Annotated in this window: 5 protein-coding genes; 1 reads left to right on the top strand and 4 read right to left on the bottom strand. The window is 68.5% G+C overall.

Features of this window, described 5'->3' with window-relative positions; all coding sequences use genetic code 11:
* Nucleotides 1-225: 225 nt before the first annotated feature.
* The 3 genes from WT97_RS19015 to WT97_RS19005 form a co-directional block, all read right to left on the bottom strand.
* On the bottom strand, nucleotides 226-939 hold the full coding sequence (locus tag WT97_RS19015) for a dienelactone hydrolase family protein (RefSeq protein ID WP_059503440.1): 714 nt from the start codon (nucleotides 937-939) through the stop codon (nucleotides 226-228).
* 276 nt (nucleotides 940-1,215) lie between these two features.
* Nucleotides 1,216-1,527, bottom strand: a complete 312-nt coding sequence (locus WT97_RS19010; RefSeq protein WP_060354109.1) for a DUF4148 domain-containing protein — start codon at nucleotides 1,525-1,527, stop codon at nucleotides 1,216-1,218.
* A 288-nt stretch (nucleotides 1,528-1,815) separates the two neighbouring features.
* Complete coding sequence (locus tag WT97_RS19005) at nucleotides 1,816-2,781, bottom strand: GlxA family transcriptional regulator (RefSeq protein ID WP_059503473.1); 966 nt, start codon at nucleotides 2,779-2,781, stop codon at nucleotides 1,816-1,818.
* Between the two features lie 173 nt (nucleotides 2,782-2,954).
* Between WT97_RS19005 and WT97_RS19000 the strand changes: the two genes are divergently transcribed.
* Nucleotides 2,955-3,596 (top strand): HD domain-containing protein, encoded by a 642-nt coding sequence (locus WT97_RS19000; protein WP_060035304.1) that lies wholly within the window; start codon nucleotides 2,955-2,957, stop codon nucleotides 3,594-3,596.
* Between the two features lie 18 nt (nucleotides 3,597-3,614).
* On the opposite strand, the gene WT97_RS18995 is transcribed toward WT97_RS19000, so the two are convergent.
* Complete coding sequence (locus tag WT97_RS18995; protein ID WP_060354108.1) at nucleotides 3,615-17,225, bottom strand: LWXIA domain-containing protein; 13,611 nt, start codon at nucleotides 17,223-17,225, stop codon at nucleotides 3,615-3,617.
* Nucleotides 17,226-17,686: the final 461 nt, after the last annotated feature.

Below are 17,686 nucleotides of genomic sequence, written 5' to 3'. Positions count from 1 at the left end.
GCGGGCGAAGCGCCGCGCGCGCCGGATGCGCCGGTCGATTACGACAAGGCGGCCGCTCCGGCGCCTGCGTCGGCAACTGTGACGAACGGGTAAGCGCGACGCACGGCAGGAGCGGCAGAGCCGCGTCCCTTCATCGAACCGAACGGTTGTGAAAACGAACACGCCACGGACGCAAATCCGTGGCGTGTTCTTTTGTACCGTCGCCGCGCGGGGAGCGGCGTTACGTTACGCCGGCTTCGTCCAAAGCGTCCGGCCGAAGAACGTGAGCGTGCGATCCCACGCCATTTGCGACCACACCGGATCGAACTGCGTGCCGGCGATGCGGCCGGGGCCTACGGCCGTTTCGTTCGCGAACGCATGGTGCGCGAGATAGCGATGGAATTCGAAGCCGACCTTCGCATCGGTGAGCTTCTTTTCCAGTGCGTCGACCTGGTCGATCTTGAAGAACGCATCCTGCGTGCCCCAGTGGCCCATCAGCGGCACCTTGAGCTTGGCCGGGTCGAGGTAGTCGAGCGGCGGAAAGCCGTACCACGTGACGCCGGCATCCGCTTCGGCATGTTGCAGCGACAGCAGCGTGAGGGCGCCGCCCATGCAGAAGCCCGTCACCGCGACGCGCGGCGCCTTCGTCTTCAGGTACGCGACCGCGCCCGGAATGTCCTGCGACGCGGCGTCGCCGAAATCGAGGCCGGTCATCAGGTGGTGCGCTTCCTCCTCCTCGACCGTCGACTTGCCGCGATACAGGTCGGGCACGAGCGCGAAGTAGCCGCAGCGCGCGAGGCGATCCGCGACGCCGCGGATCTGGTCGTTCAGCCCCCACCATTCCTGGATGACGACGACCGCGGGCGCGCCTTCGGTCCGTGCCGGCGTGGCGAGATAGCCCTGCAGTTCCTGGCCGTCCGGGCGGCGAAACGTGATCATGGAACCGGATGTTTGAGACATGAAACCGCTCCTTTTCGAAAAATGCGCCGAGTGCGATATCGGGCCGACCAGCGGGCGTCGAGGTACCGCTCGCATGTGCGCTGGCCGACACCGACCACGCGGCCATTCTATGCGCAAACACCGGACGCTTGCGTGAACGGCACCGCGCGGCACGCGGCCGGCAAAGGCAGCGGGTGGCCGGAAAACGAACACCCCGCCCCGATGAACGGGAGCGGGGTGTCGCGTGTACGGCGTGCGTATCGGAATACGCGGGAAATATGCCGGCGCGTATCCGGCTTACTGGCCGAAATAGATCGAGTCGCGGCCTTCCTGCTTGACTGCGATCGCGCGGCCGGCACGCGCGCTCGCGGCTGCTTGCACGCCGTAGCCGGCTTCATCGGCGTTCGTCACGCGGGCCTGGGCGGTCTGCAGCGCACGCGGGTAATACTGATCGGACACTTCGGGCTTGTAGCCGGCCCGTTCGAGCTGGACGAGTTCCGCACGCACCTGGGCGCGCGTCAGCTGGCCCGACGGGTTCGATTGGGCGAATGCGCCATACGATGCGGACAGGGCAGTTGCGGCGACGACAGCGGTGATGAACGACTTCATGGTGACCTCCGGTTCTGTTGATTTCGCGCTTCGCTCGTGACGTTCAGCGGTTGATTGCATCGTAACGATCGCGTTACCGGTCGGAAATACGCGTTGCAGCGAATCATTATTGCAACTGGGTAAACGATTCGCGCGGCATGGGATTTCATCTGAAGATTGCCGGCGCGAGGGAGCAGGCGCGGGGCCTTCTGGGAGCGATAGGGTCGATCGGTGAAGCAGCAGTGGAATGAACGGTTGAATCGCATTCCGAATTATTTCGGCGAGCCTGCCGGCATTGCGCGTTCCGCATCACGCAGTCAGGGTCGCCTGCCGCTTCCGGTATTCGGCGGGGGTAATGCCGACGTGCCGGGTGAACGCTCGCCTGAGCGTATCGACGTTCGCGAAGCCGCATTTCGCGGCGACCTGCTTCGGCGTGTCGTGGCCGTTCTCGAGTAGCTGGCGCGCGGCCGAGATGCGGGTCGCCTCGACCCATGCTGCCGGCGTCATGCCGACTTCCGCGCGGAACAGTCGCGCGAAATGGCGCGGGCTCATGCCCGCATGCTTCGCCATCCCGGCCACCGAATGCTCGAGTTCCGGGTGGGCGGCGATCCAGCGCTGGACTTCCTGCAGAACGGAACGCCCGGCGGGGCGTGCCTCGCCGTTGCGGCTGAACTGGAGCTGCCCACCCGGGCGCTTGAAGAACATCACCAGTTGCGCGGCGACGCGCCGCGCGATCTCGCGGCCGAGATCCTCCTCGACCAGTGCGAGTGCGAGATCGAGCCCCGCCGTGACGCCGGCGCCGGTGCGCAGCTTGCCGTCGCGTACGTACAGTGCGTCGGCGTCGACGGTGACGGACGGATACGCTTTGGCGAGTGCATCGGCGGCGGCCCAGTGCGTGGTCAGGTGGCGTCCTTTCAACAGGCCGGTGGCCGCGAGGAGGAACGCGCCGGTGCAGATCGAGCCGTAGCGCCTGCTTTGCACGGCCGCCGAGCGCAGCCACGCGAGGACGTCGGTGCGCAATACGATCCGGCCGGCGTGAGGCGCGCCGGCGACCAGCAGCGTGTCCAGGCGCTCCGGGACATCAGGCGCGATCCAGTCGGGCAACACCCGTGCGCCGGACGAACTGCAAATCGGCCCGGGCCCGCTCGCGATGACCCGCAACGTATAGAACGGCTTGCCGCACTCGGTGTTTGCTTGCGCGAACACGTCGAGCGGCGCGGAGACGTCGAGCAGTTGAACGCCCGTAACGGCGAAAATACCCACGACCTTCGGCATGATCGATTGCATGTGGTATCGAACGCGATGCGCAGCAGTATAGGGGCGCTTCTTTCGCCGTGCAGGCGCCGTGTCCGTTCGTCGCGCGAAATGGCAGGATCAGGCGTGATACGTCCATAGGAGACATCGCCCGGAATCCGGAAAATCGAGGATGTCTTCCATGGAGGTCGATCATGACTGTGAACGTTGCCGGCATCACCCTTCCCGATACGCGTCTGACGCGCGAGATCACCGAGCTCGTGCGCGATACCGAGTCCGAGCTGCTGTTTCACCATTCGAGCCGAGTGTTCTATTTCGCGGCGCTGGCGGGCCGGCGGCGCGGGCTCGAGTACGACCCCGAGCTGCTCTATTGCGGCTGCATGTTCCATGACATGGGACTCACGCACCGGCACAGCAGCGCATGCGAGCGCTTCGAAGTGGACGGCGCGAATGCCGCGCGCGACTTTCTGAAGGGCAACGGGATTTCGCAACAGGACATCGATATCGTGTGGACCGCGATCGCTTTGCACACCACACCTGGCATCCCGCAGCACATGCATCCGGTCGTCGCGCTGGTCACGGCGGGCGTCGAGATGGACGTGCTGGGCCTCACTTACCCGGAATACAGCGATATCGAGCGGGAAGCGGTCGTGCGCGCGCATCCGCGCACGCCGCATTTCAAGGAGGACATCATTCAGGCGTTCTACGACGGCATCAAGCACAAGCCCGACACGACGTTCGGCAACGTGAAGGCCGACGTGCTCGCGGACAAGGATCCGCATTTCCGTGCGGGCAACTTCTGCAGCGTGATCCGGTCGTCCGCGTGGACCGGCTGAGCGGCGGGCTGGCGCGCATCAGCCGACGTTGATCGACTGCCCGACACGCAGCATGTTCGGCGCCGACGCCAGGCCCGGATTCAACTGCAAGATCTCGTTCAGCGCGCGCGCATCCTGCTGGTCGCGCGTCATCGCCTTGCGGTCGTCCGGCGGCACGTGCGCCGCGTCCAGCAGCGACTGGCGATGCGCGTCGGCGATCACCCACAGCGAATCTCCTGCCACGACGATGTACGGCTGCGCGACCTGCGACGGCGGCGCGGAGGGCTGCGCGGGCACCGTATTGCCCGTCGTGCCGGTCCCGGGCGGCTGCGTTGCGGTCGTGCCCGGCGCGAGGCCGGCCGTCGGCGTGCCGGCGGTCGGCTGCGGCGGCTGGTGTGACGGCGGCGGCGGTGCCGGCGTCGACTGCGGCTTGTGCGGCGACGATCCCGAGCCACCCGACGGCGGGCCGAAGAACAGGCTCTGCAATTGCGTGAAACCCCAGATCCCGATCGGCACGAGGATCAGTGCGGTCGGGTATTTCTTGATCCAGCGCGTCGCGTTCGGGAAATGGGTGTTCAGGCGCGCGCCGAGCAGCAGTGCCGTTGACGTCGCGGCCGTTGCCGCGAGCCCGTAGTGCCCTTTGTCGTATTGCGCGATCGTGCCTGCGATACCGCTCGCGACGCCGACGAAATCCGACGTCGAATCGATCAGGCGTACGACGCGGCTGCGCTTGTCCGCGTTCACGCGGTGCGCGCTGACCGCATAGACGAGGCCCGAATACGTCGCGGCGAGCCCCGCGCTCGCGGTCGTCAGCGCACCCGCGACGGTCGGCGCGGTCATGAGCCCGTGCACGCCGACGGCGATCGTCCCGGAATAGCCGACGATCGCGCTGCCGCGCCCGACGAGACCGAGGAACCGGCGGGAATTGCCGTGATGCAGCTGTGTGAGCGACGTGCCGCCGACCATGCCCTGCATGTTCGCGAGCAGATCGACCGACAATTCCTTGATCTGCGCGGCCGCATCGTCGAAGCCGATGAGCCCCTGCCGGTGCATTTCGACGAGGTGGCTTGCCTTCACGCGCGTTTCGTTCGTGAGCAGGTCGAGCTGTTCGAGCCGCGCCGGGTTGTAGCCGTGTACCGGCGCGGTCAGCTGCTGTGCGAGCGAGCGCTGCAGGCGGTCGAGCACGTCGTGCACCGCGCGCGGGTCGCCGCTCTGCAGGCTCTGCACCGCGCCCTGGTGCATCGCACCGAATACGCGGCCCGCGCGCGCGCCGACGAACAGCGCGGTGTTCGCGTGGGTCAGCGCATCCGAGCTCATCACGGTCATGCCATTGAACACGTTCAGCGCCACGAGCGAGCTGGCGCCGGCCACCGTGCCGCCGAAGCCCAGCGACCACGCCCAGTCGCGCTTGCCGAACGACGGCCGGTGAACGCGCAGCGCGTTGAGCTGCGCGAGCGCGGCCTCCTGCGGGTTGCCGCGCTGGTGGCTCGGCTGCGCGGCGATGTCGCGGTTCACGATGACGGGCTTGGTTTCGTCGATCGCGAGTTTCGGATCGGCGGCCACCGCGCGCCAGAACGCGGTGCTCGATGTATTCGGGTTCGCATGCGCGTCGATCTTGCGTGCGGTATCGGGCTTGCCGTACAGGCTCAGCCAGCGCTTGCCGGCATCGCGCGCGCGCGCTTCGGCCCGGTTGGCGGGATCGGCGGTATTCCAGTAGTTCTCCTTCGCATAAGTGATCGTTGCCTGCCGTGCGCGGTCCATCAGCGCGGTCGTGTTCCCTTCGTACAGATCGGCGCGCAATTGCGCGAGCTGGTCGGGCTTCAGCCCATTTGCGAGACCGACGCGGTCGACTTCGGCGAACAGCACCTGATGCTGGTTCGCGAGCGTCTGCGCGCCGACCCGTTCGAACACGCGCGTGAGCGCGTCGGCACCGTGCAGGCGTGCGAGCTTGTCGGGCGCATGCAGCTTGTATTCGACGAGCTTGCGGGCGAGTGCGGCGGTCAGGTCCTGGTTCGCGACGAAGTCCGAGCCGTGCGTCGCATACGACAGCCCGAGATGAACCCAGTCGAGTTCCTTGCGCTCGAGCACGGCCTCGACGAGCTTCAGGTGGCCGTCGCCCGGCGCCGGTTCGAGCACGGCGTCCCAGCCGTGGAACGTCACCATCACATGCGGCGCGGTCGCGCCGGTGTGTTGCCGCGCCCACGTTTCGAGCGCGTCGAACGTGCGCACGTAGTCGTGGTACGCATCGTTGGTGCCCGCCAGCGTGCGCTGGTCCTCGGCCGACACGAGCGCGCGCGACGGCGCGGTTTCGAGACGCAGCACGAAGCCGCCTTCGGACGCCGCGTCGAGCCATTTGTACAGGTGGCCGAGGTCGTCGAGTTCGAGGTGGCGGCCCGTGCCGTCGATGTCGATTCGCGCGTTCGCTTCGTCGAACTGCGCGTTGTCGAGCTTGCCGAGTTCGCGCACGCGGCGGATGAAGGCGGGGTCGTGTTTGCGGCCGAGCGCGGCGGCCAGCGAATACGGATCGACCGCGACCGACACCACCGGCATCGCACCGCCGTAGCATTTCACGAGTGCGAGCATCTCGGCGGGATCGTCGCGCAACGTGAAGCCGCGCGCCATCAGCGCGAGGCGATCCTGGATCTCGGGTTTCGCGCGGCCATAGGCCTGCAGCGCATGCCGGTCCGCGGCCCGTGCGATCGACAGATAGGTGATCGCGCGCTTCGCATGGCGCGACACCACGTTCGCCGCATGGTCGGGCCGCGACAGCGGGCCGCGCCACGGCATGCTCGACGCATCGCGCGCGAGCCGCAACGGGATGCCGAGCGCCTTCATCATCACGCTGTCGGCCATCATGACCTGGCGTGTGGTGCCGAGATCGAGCGGTTTGCCGGTGCGGCCCGCGAACGCCTTCACGCGCTCGTGCTCGGGGAACCAGTGGTCGACCTTCGCCTTGCCGAAGCGAAGGATCCAATCGGCGACCGTCGCGCTCGTCAGGCCGGGCTGATAGGTCTTGATGCTGAACGGTTTGCCGGCCGGCGCGGCCTGCGGCGCGGGCGACGCGGCCGGGGCGGGCGCCGCCGGCGCGTTCTGCTTGCCTTTCTTGCCCTTGCCGCGCGTGGGCTTTTTCGGCTTCGCGGACGGGCCGGCGGACGCAGTGCCGGACGCCGGATCGCCGGCAAGTATGGCCTGCTGGTTCTTCGCGGTTGTCAGTTCGGCCGCGATGCGGTTCTCCAGTACTCCGAACGGCGCGGACGATTCCGCCGCGGCCTTCCGCAACTGCTTGTCGAGTTCCGCTTGTTTCAGCGCATAGGCCGCGACCTGCGTCGGCCGCGTGCGCGCATCGAATTCCGCCGGGTCGAGCCGCGTCACGAGAAAGTGCCGGCCCGAGCCGTCCGGACCGCCGCCGATCTTCGTCTTGTCGAGGTCGACGCCTGGCTTGCTCTTGTCGGCGAAATGCGCGGCATCGTCGAACCATTGCAGCGTGCCGTCACGGGTCGCGAGGATGCCGTCCGGCTGGTGCAGCGTGTCGATCAGCGCGCCTTCCGTGCCGTAGACGTAGATGAAGTATTCGGGGCCGACCTGGCCGAGATCGATCACGCGCCGCAGATGCAGCGTGTTCGCGCCGCTGAAATCGTGCACGTCGTCGGCCGATTTCGGCAGCAGGTTCGGCGCGACCCACCGGTTGGCGAGCGGCGTCGCGCCGGCGGGCGGCTTGCCTCTCGACTGAATCTTGCCGAGCCGGCGCTGTACGCGGTCGCTCGTTTTCATCGACGGCGGCTTTTGCTCGGCGATCGGCAACACCCGCTCGGCCGGCTCGAAGCCGCCATAGCGGGACACCACCGATTCCGGTAGCGAGGTCGGCACGAACACGACGCCCCGCCGGCCGTCGGGCAGGCCGCGTGCGCGGCGCCGGAAGGCGATGCCGAGATCCTGCTCGCCGATCGACGCGTCGCCGACCGAGGTTTTCTCGTGATAGGACCAGCCGCTCCCACCTTGCTTGGGCACGGCATAGCCGAGCACCTTGCCGGTCTTCCTGTCTACCGCGAAGATCGTCGCGCTGTCGTCCGCGGCCTTCGCGGCCGCCTTGGGACGCTTGAATTGCGGTGCATCGGCGAGTTCGCCGATCTGCTCGACGACCTCCTGCGCAGGCGCGTCGCCGGAAGGCTCGGCATTCCACACGCGCTTCGAGTCGACGGCTTCGATCTTCGCCGCGCCGCCGAATTGCCGCAACTCGTCGAGCGACACAGGCGACAGGTAGAAGTCGAATTTCGCGCGTGCTTCATGCGGCGTTTCGCTGCCGCTGCGCTTGCGTGGGCGTGTGCCCGGATAGAGCGCGTCGCGCAAGTCGTGCGACGGCGTGCCGCCGGGGTCGGCCGATTCGACCTGACCGGGCTGGCCGTGGGCATCGGTGGTCAGGCTCGCGACGAACTCGGGTTGCGGATGCGTGCCGTCGTCCGCCGGCCGGTCGGCATGCTTCGCGATCAGCACGTGGGCGTTGGGGCCCGCGTATTGCGCGAGGTCGCGGATGTCGGCCAACTGTGTGCCGTCGATCCGCTTCAGGTCGCGTTTGCCGTGCGCATCCAACCAGTCGGCCGCGCGCGCTTCGGGCGTGAGCGCGGGGGCGGCCGGCAGGAACGACGACGGGTCCGGCACCGGCCACATCATCATCGACGGCATCGTCCGCGGTGCTGTACCGGTTCGCCCGGCGTCGCCGTCGCGCAGCGCGTGCTCGGCCTGCGCGCGATACAGCGCACGGTAGACGGGGTTGCCGGGCAGCGAGGTCCGCGCGTTGCCGAACGCGTCGGCGAGGCGCGCGAGGCCGGCTGCGTCGCCCGGCATCACATGATCGGCTTCGCGCGCGATCGCGTCGGGGAGCACCGCGTGCTCGGCGATGTCGATGCCGGTCGATGCGAGGATCTGCTTGCGCACCGCGAATGCGTTGGCCTGCGCGCGCGCCTCGGCACGCAACGCGCTTTCCGCGTACGCATCGGGGCTGCTGGTGTCGAGGTCGAGCCGGTTCGTCGCCACGTCGACCGCGTGACCGACCTCGTGTGCGAGCACGTAGACGATCGTGCCGGTGTTGCGCAGGCCGCCGTCGATCACGATCCGGCGCCGTTCGGCATCGACCTTGCTGCCCGCGCCCGCGCGGCCTTGCACGATCTCCCAGCGGCCGGGGTTCAGCAGCCGCAGTTGGTCGGCGAGCAGGCTCGACTGGTCGGCCAGCGCATAGGCGGCATCGGGCAGCGGCGCACCGCCGAACCACATCCGGATGCGCGTGAAGAGCGACGGCTTCTGGACGAATGCGCCGTCCGGCAGCGACTCGCTGATCACCGGGTGTGCGAGTTCGACATGGCCGCTCGCGATGCCGCGTTCGAGCGGCTGGATGACGGCATCGATCATTCCGGGCGTGCGGTTGGTCGCCGGGTCCGGATGCGGAATCAGGACGGAAGGGTCGCTGAAGTAGAACTCGCCGCTCGCATCGAACAAACCTTCGAAATCGAACGACAGGCCGTGCCGCGCGGCAAGCTCGCGCATCGCGGCGAGCTGCCGCATCGATTCGCGCGTCACGCGTTTCGGCAGGATGCCGTGCATCACGTCGAGGCTGTCGAGCTCGGCCAGCGGGCTGTACAGCACCGCGACGCGCCCGTGGTAGGTGAACGGCCCGTCGACCGTGACCGTGCGCATGCCGAGCTGCGTCAACTGGTCGAGCCCGCGCTTTTCGTGGGCCAGCATCGTGCGCGCCTTGTCGCCGCTGGCGTCGAACACGCCGATCGCATTGCGCTTGCCGAGTTCGAATACCGCCTTCGCGGTGCCCGCGCCGAGGAACGGGCCGAGCAGCGCGTCGGGATCGACGCGCCGCGACGGATCGCCGGCGACGTGCAGCCCGTGCTCGTCGACGGCGAGCGCGCCCGCATCGATCCGTTCGCGCGGCGACGGCGTGTAGCGCGTCCATGCGCTCGGGCCGCCGAACTGCATGCGCTGCGTGCCGTCGCTGCGCGGCTCGCCGAGCGTGCGGACCGTGCCGCTGTCGGGCACGTAGATCGTGCGTTGCCAGAGGTTCGCGAGCCACGCGGCGTGTGCCGCGCCGCCTTCGCCCGCGAGGACGATGGGTGCGCCGGCCCGCGCGGGCGTGAACGCGTGGCGATGATCGATCGAATAGTCGACGGGCGTGGCGGGGCGGCCGCGTGCGTCGAGCAGGCCGCCGGCCGCATCGGTCCGCGCGTGGACGAGCGTCAGCGGCTCGCCGTTCGCATAGGACACCGGACCGTTGCGGGAGAAGGACAGCTTCGGCGAGCCGCCGCCGAACCAGCGGCGCGGAAACGGCGATGCACGGTCCGCGTGCGCGAGGCTCCACTGCGCCTGTTCGTCGAGCGTGCGCGGTAATCGTGCGTCGCCGCTGCCGCCGGACGATTCGGTCGTGTGCGGCGCGGGCATGCGCAGCGCTGCGTTGCCTGATTGCTGCTGCCGGTCCCACGCGCGGCCATAGAACGCACCGTAGCGTTCGCCGTCGCGGCCCGATACGGGAGCATTGCCGAATGCGTCGGCGAGGCGCGCGAGGCCGGCTTCGTCGCCCGGCATCACATGATCGGCTTCGCGCGCGATCGCCTCGGGAAGCACCGCGTGCTCGGCAATGTCGACGCCGGTCGATTCGAGGATCTGCTTGCGCACCGCGAACGCGTTGGCTTGTGCGCGCGCTTCGGCGAGCAGCGTGCTTTGCACGTATGCTTCCGGGCTGCTGGTGTCGAGCCCGAGCCGGTCGTTCGACACGTCGGCCGCGTGGCCGGCTTCGTGCGCGAGCGTATAGACGAGCGTGCCGGTGCCGCGCAGGCCGCCGTCGATCACGATCCGGCGCTGGTCGACCTCGGTGCGGCTGCCGCGTCCCGCGCGGCCCCACACGATCTGCCAGCCATCCGACTTCAGCAGCCGCATCTGGTCGGCGAGCAGGCTCGACTGGCCGGCGAGCGCATAGGCGGCATCGGGTAGCGGCGCGCCGCCGAACCACATCCGGATGCGCGTGAAGAGCGACGGCTTCTGGACGAATGCGCCTTCCGGCAGCGATTCGGCGATCGCGGGATGCGCGAGCGCGATGCTGCCGTTGTCGATGCCGCGTTCGAGCGGCGCGATGACGTTGTCGATTTCCTCGAGCGTGGCGTCGATTTCCTCGCGGTCGTCCGTGCGGAATACGGTGGCCGGGTCGCTGAAGTAGAAGTCGCCGCGCGCGTCGAACAGCCCCTGGAAATCGAACACCAGACCATCGCGCTCGACGATCTCGCGCATTTCCGCGAGCTGTCGCATCGATTCGTGCGTGACACGTGACGGCAACGCGCCGAGCGAGACGGCGCGGCTGCTGAGCTCGGCGAGCGGATGGTAGAGGATCCCGATCCGGTTGCCGACCGAGAACGGGCCGTCGATGGTCAACGTGCGCATGCCGTAGCGGCGCAGCAGGTCGAGTCCGTTGCGTTCGGTATCGAGCGCGTCGTAATGATTCGCGAGCTGGCCGTCGCGCGGCCGCGCGGGGTCGACGTCGTACAGGCCGATCGCGTTGCGCTTGCCGAGTTCGAACACGCTTTTCTCGATACCGGCCCCCAGGAACGGACCGATCAGTGCTTGCGGGTCCAGCCGCCGTGACGGGTCGCCTGCGACGTGCAGGCCGTTCGCGTCGACGGCGAGTTCGCCGTAGTCGATTCGCTCGCGCGGCGACGGCGCGTAGCGGGTCCATGTGGGTGCGTAATCGAATCGCGCCTGCGCGCGCATGCTGCCCGGGTCGCCCATGGCCGCGTCGAACGCGCGGATGGTACCGCCGTCCGGCACGTAGACCGGCCGTTGCCAGGTGTTCGTGAGCCATGCCGCGGCGGCGTGGCCGTTGTCGGCGGCCAGGACCAGCGCGTAGCCGCTGCCGGCGCTGGTCGACGTGCCGGCGAGGAAGTGCGCGATCGAAAAGTCGACGTGCCGTGCGGGGCGGCCCTGTGCGTCGAGCAACTGGCCAGTGGCATCGGTTCGGCCGCGGATGATCGTCACCGGTTCTTCGATTCCCGACGACGTGCGTTCGTCCAGGAACCGCAGCGTCATCTGTTGCGGCTCGTTGCGCCCGCGTTCGGCGAACGGCGAGATCGGCTCCGCGTGCGCGAGGCTCCATTGCACCTGTTCCTCGAGCGTGCGCGGCAGGTGCGCGCCCCCGGACGATTCGGTCGTGTGCGGCGCCGGCATCCGGCGCGGGGCGCCGCCGCCGCGTTTCTGCTTGTCCCAGATGCCGTCGTAGAAGGCCTGGTACGTCTCGCCGCGGCGGCCCGACACCGGCGCATCGGCGAACGCGTCGGCAAGGCGTGCGACCGTGCCCGCATAGTCGCTCGACGGCGTCCAGCGGTCGGCCTCGTGCTGGAGCGCATCGGGCAGCGTCGTGTTCGCCGCGATGTCGCCGCCGCCTGCGAGATCGATCTCGTAGCGCGCCTCGAACGCGTTGATCTGTGCGCGCGCTTCGGCTTCGAGCGCCTTGCGCGTGAAGCGGCTGCGGCCGCTGTAGTCGAGCGAATCCAGCGTGCCGTCGATCGCTTCGACCGCATGCTTGGCCTCGTGCGCGAGCGTGTACGTGATGCTGCCCGAATCGTGCAGTCCGCCGTCGATCGTCACGCGGCGCCGCTTCGGATCGATCCGGCTGCCGCCGCCGCGCTTGCCGAGGCTCACGCGCCAGCCGGCATCGCTCAGCATTCGCAACTGCTGCGTGAGCGTGTCCGATTGCTGCGCGAGCGCGTGGACCGCGTCCGGCAGCGGTGCGCCGCCGAAACGCATTTGCAGCCGCGTGAACAGGCCCGGGCCGGCAAGCGCCGGGTCCGGCGACGCCTCGGTGGTTTCCGGGTGCGCGGCGGCAGGGAGCGCGCGGGCGTCGGCCCGTGCATCGCGGGCCGGCTTCGGCCGGGATGCGTCGCGCGCGTCGTTCGCCGCTTGCGACGCGGATCGTTCGGCCGGCTTGACGAGCACCACGATGCGGTTCGGTGCACTGAATGCGCCGTCCAGCGCACGCGCCGTGCGAGCGGGCGGCTGCGGCAGGGCGGCGTGCGTGTCGGGATCGGCGGCGTGGCGCCTGGCCGTTGCGAGTACGACGACGGTGTCGTCGTTCGCGGGCGGAGGCGCGCGGCGCGTGGCGGGCGCTTCCGGATTCGTCGCGGGCGGCTCGGTTTCGACGACGCCCGCCGCATCGGCGTGCGCCGCCTGCGCGCTCGTGCCGACGACACGGCCGCCTGCCGTCGCTGCATCGGGAGCGGGCAGGTAGCGCGTGAGCGGCGCGTCGGCGCGCAGCGTGCCGTCCGGGTGCATCGCGTCCGGCGCGGCCGCGAATACCGGCCGCTGCCAGCGATTCGCGAGTTCGGGCGCGACGTGCGCGTCCGCCGCATCGGCGATGACGACGATCGGTTCCGCGACGTCGGCGGGCAGCGCGCTTACCGCGCGCGGCCGCGCCGCCTCGGGCGTGGCCGCTGCCGGGTCCTCGCCGTTCCGCACGATGAAGAGCGTGTGTTCGCCGTAGTCGAGCGCGTCGACCGACGGGCCGCGCGGCACCGACACGCCGGCCGGGTCGAGCGTCGCGGGCCGGGAAGCCGGTTCGGCGTCGGTCAGGTCGATCACGCGGACCGGCGTGCGCGGCGCGACGCTGGCCGGCGCTTCGAGCGCGCCTGCGCCCGGTGCGCCGGGCGCCCGCGCGACGGCCGGATCGTTTTCCGCGCGCAGGTCGCTGCTGCGGCGATTCTGCGCGGCGACGTGCGAATCGGATGCGCGCGTTTCCTGCTGGTCCTCGTCACGCGTGGTCCGTGCTTCGCTCGTGCGCTGCGCGTTGCGTGCGCTGGCGGTCGTGGTCGCGGTGGCCGTGTCGTTCGCTTCGGTGGCGCGCGCAGCGGCTTCGTCGGCCGGCGTGGTTCGCGGCGCGCCGTCGGCCGGCGGCGCCTCGTCGCTTGCCGGCTGTCGCGGGTCGCTGTGCACCGGGGCGGGCGTTTTCGCGACGAGCTTCGACGGCGCATTGATTTCGCCGTCGCTGCCGAACGACAGCCGGTCGCCCGTTTCCGTGACCGATTCGATCTTCGTGCCTTCGGTCCAGGTCTTGCCGGTCAGCTTGACGATGCTCAGTTCGCCGTTCTCGCCGAGGATCACCGACGTCCCGCGCGGCAGGTTGTTCAGGTCCTTGTTGTTGAGCGAGTCGAGCACGCGCACGGGCATGTTGTCGTAGGTGAGCACCTTGTCGCCCGCCATCAGCGTGCCGTCCTTCGCGACCTTGACGTCGACGCCGTCGAGCGACGCGCGCGTCGCGCCGAACGCAAGTTGCGACGGCTCGTTCCTGGTCAGGATTTTCTGCAGCTGCTGGCCGTCGATCGAGATGCGTTCGCCGCCCGCCGAGCGGGCGACCACCGGCCGGCCCGTGACGCGAACCGTCGCGTTGACCACGCGGTCCCGCACGCCGCCCGCGCCCATCAGCGCGACGTTCGTGAAGCCGGACTTGAGCGCATCCCAGCCGTGCTCGCTGTCTCCGTGCGCGAAGTCGATACCGGCTTCGACGAAGCTTTCGCCCGCGGCGCCGACGCCGGTGGCGAGCGACGTGCCGCGCACGATCGCGGTGGTCACTTTCGCGGCCTTCGCCGAGCCGGTGAGGGCGGTGATCGTCTTGCCGAACACTTCCGAGCCCGCGAACTTCGCCGCGCCGGCCGCGCCCATCGGTACGAGGTTGAGCCAGTCGCCGCGCGCGCCGGCGTCGGTGAACGGATTGATGCTCTGGTTGTGTTCCCAGCGCGAGCCGATATCGAGCGCGGATTTCGCCATGCTCGAACCGATCGCCGTGTCCATCATCACCGCGCCCGCGAAGTTCAGCGCGCCGCCGGCGAACGCGCCGACGCCGGTCGCGTCGAGCAGCACGCCGGCGCCTTCCATCAGCAGCCCGAGACCCATCATCCCCAGGTTCACCTTGCCGCCGGTCAGCGTGTTCAGCGCGCTATGGAACCAGTCGTCGTGATGCGCGGCCTTCTGCTGGTACTGCGCGTGGCCGTTGTCGTCGTAGCCGGTCACGAGATCGAGCGTGCCGCTCGACGCAAGCTGGTTGTTGTCGAGGTAGTCGCCGATGTCGTCGTAATGCGCGGACGTGTCGTCGACGTACTGGACGTGGCCCTTGCTGTCGGTGACCTTGAAGAGCGCGCTCGTCACCATTCCGGCCGTCTTGTCCGAGTAGATCAGCGGCAGGACGTTGACCTGCGTGTCGCTGCCGCCGCCGAGCTTCAGGATTTCGCCGCGCACCTTGTCGATCGTGTCGAGCTTGTCCTTGTCGGTGTAGCGCACCGTGTCGTCGTTGACGGGCGCGGTGGGCGTGCCCGTGTCCGACGACGGCTGCACGTCGGGCGGCAGCCCGATCGCGGTGCCGATCAGGTTGCGCTGCTCGTTGTCGGTCAGCTTGCCGAAATGGATCGTCGCGGCCTTGTTCGTACTCGCCCCGGCCTGATCGAGCAGCGATTGCGACAGCTCGCCCTGGTGCGCGCGGAAGAAGCCGTCGAGCGCGTTCGAATACGCGTCCTTGTCGTGCTGGCTTTGCGGATTGCGCAGGTTCTCGGCGAGGCTCGCATCGAACTGGTCGAGCAGCACCTGCTGATGCGACATCTCGGTCAGCAACTGCAGTTTGTTGACGGTCGCGTCGGCTTGTTGCAGGTCGTTGCGCGCCTGGTCGAGCTGGTCCTGGTACGGATTCGGACGCAGCGGCGTGCGCATCGGAATCTCGTCGCCGTTCACCTCGCGCATGCGCACCGGCGTCGGATTGTTCGCGTACCAGTCGTCGTAGGTTTTCTGTATGTCGGCGAGCTTGCCCTTCAGCACGCCTTGCTGCGTCTTCGCGTTCGCGAGCTGGAATTTCGCGGCCGCATCGTTGAACGTGTTGGACAGCCGGCCGTCGGCCGCGCGCAGCGCGCCCGCGACGACATGGAGCTTTTTCGCGTCGAGCGCGGTCTGGCCGGTCGCGGTGGTCGGCAAGGACGTGTTCGAGCCGGGCGGCTGCAGCACGAACGACGGATTCGTGAACAGCGTCGTGGGCGGCAGCGACGTCGACAGCGCGCCGGGCAGCGCCGACGTGCTCAACGACGATGTCGGCGTCTGCGTCGTCGATGGTGCCGGCGGCGTTGCAGACGGCGGCGGATTCGTCGACAGCGTCGGCGTCGGGTTCTGCAGCACGAACGGCACCTTTGGCTTGAGCTGCGCGTCGATCTGCGCGCCGGCGTCGTCGTACTGCTGCGCGAGTGTCTGACCGTACGCGACGACGAACCCGTCGTGCGCGAGGCTGGCCTTCTGTTTCGCCTGTGCGAGTGCATCGGACGCGGCGGCGAGGTCGGTGTCGACGGCCGGATGCGGATCGAGCGAGTGCGGATTCGCGGTATGCCAGTCGTCGGACGCCGATTTCGCGGTGTCGTACTTGCCTTGCAAGTCGTCGACGGTCAACTGCGCGCCGAGCATCTGCATGTAGCTGCCGCTCGTGTTCGCCTGCGTGGTCGCGCGATCGAGCACGGCCTTGTCGTCTTTCGCCGCGCCGGGCGTCGAGCCGATCAGGCACGCGCTGTCGGCGTCGTACTTCTGCTGCAGCGTCGTGACCTGCTGCGCGTCGAGCGACGCCGCATAGGCCGCGTTTGAGTAATTGGCGATCTTCGCGGCCTGCGCGATATTGGCCTGCACGGCATTCATGTCGACGTTGCCGTTCGCATCGGCCGGCGGCGGATCGGGCAGATCCACCTGCAACTGCAGCGGCGCGAGCGCATCGTTCAGCTTGCCGACGCCGGTATCGATCGCGTCCTTGTACGCGGGATCGGCCATGTACGACTGGAACTGCTTATAGGCGAGATTCGCATTGCTGACGTCGGCCCAGTACTTCGCCTGAGCCGTTACCGCGCTCGAGGTCGCCGATTGCCAGTCGTCGTAGGCCTGGACCTGGGCGGGCGTCTTGCAATCGCCCTGCTGCGGGACGAAGTTCGGATTCGCCTTCGTCTGGTCGGGGAACAGCTTTTGCAGCGCGGCGAGCTTCGCATCGGCTTGCTGTTGCGCGGGCCCCTCGATTTTGTCGTTCGTCGGGTCGGCGCTGTACTGGTCGGCTTTCGCCTGCTCGCCATACAGGATCCGGTAGCCGGCGTCGGTCGTCACGTCGAGTTCGCGTTGCGCGGTGTCGGCCGCATCGCGCGCCTTCGTGTAGTTGTCGCGCGCGGCCTTGCGCTCGTCGGGCGTCGCGTCGGGGTCGCGGTTCGTCATCCGCAGCACACCCTGCGCGCCTTGCAGCGCTTGCTGTGCGTTGTCGTACCGGGTCTGAGCGTCCTGGATCACACCCTGGACGGCGCGCGTCGTGTCGTTGTCGACCGTGATCTCGGGCGGCGCCACGCGATATTGATCGGCCATGCTCTGGAGCAGGGCGGTGGCCGACGCGATTTCGGGGTTGGTCGGCTTGGACGGATCGGTGCCGAGATCGGCCTGCACGGGGATCGGCGGCGTGGTGGTCGGAGTGACCGGGTTGGCCGGACCGTTGTTCGGGCCGTCGTTGGACGTACCGTCCGCATTGCGCGGCGGTTTCGGTGCGAGGTCAGGGTCCAGCGTTTGCGACAGGAAACGCTGCCAGTTCAACCCCAAACCCATTCCGTCGATCGACAACATGCAAGGCTCCCGTCAGGCGCGGCCGTACGCAAGATGCACGCCGCCGGCGCCGCATGGCGCGATTTCGAGTGTACGGAAGCGCTCGGAGCGGACACGGGGGCGATTCGTAGCGCGCGACGAGGGGGAACGGGTCGGTGCGGGAATCGCTACGAGAAGCGATCATGTCCCGATAAGTGCGCGATGCAGAAGGCGGGAGATGAGGCGGCTTGCGTATCGATTCGATCTGGGCTCGGTGTTACAGCTGGCTTTCGGTGATGGTGTGCGCCTTACTTTCTGCTTTCGATTTTATGATCAGGTATGCGAAGTAATTTGCGGTGGTGGAAGGGACGGGTAGGCATAGGCAGTGCGGTATGCCCCGCATCGAGACGAGGAATTCGGGCGACACGAGTTTGGACAGCGGATATCGACGCGCGAGGAACAGGGGCCGGTACGGCGAGTGATGCGCTTTTTGTGGTGGATTG

It is taken from the genome of Burkholderia sp. MSMB1459WGS, assembly GCF_001534535.1.
Lineage (GTDB): Bacteria > Pseudomonadota > Gammaproteobacteria > Burkholderiales > Burkholderiaceae > Burkholderia.
This window is presented reverse-complemented; position numbering and strand designations above follow the sequence as displayed.

Coding starts and splice junctions, on each gene's coding strand:
- WT97_RS18995 (WP_060354108.1), bottom strand. CDS start 17,225: ATGTTGTCGATCGACGGAATGGGTTTGGGGTTGAACTGGCAGCGTTTC.
- WT97_RS19000 (WP_060035304.1), top strand. CDS start 2,955: ATGACTGTGAACGTTGCCGGCATCACCCTTCCCGATACGCGTCTGACG.
- WT97_RS19010 (WP_060354109.1), bottom strand. CDS start 1,527: ATGAAGTCGTTCATCACCGCTGTCGTCGCCGCAACTGCCCTGTCCGCA.
- WT97_RS19015 (WP_059503440.1), bottom strand. CDS start 939: ATGTCTCAAACATCCGGTTCCATGATCACGTTTCGCCGCCCGGACGGC.
- WT97_RS19005 (WP_059503473.1), bottom strand. CDS start 2,781: ATGCCGAAGGTCGTGGGTATTTTCGCCGTTACGGGCGTTCAACTGCTC.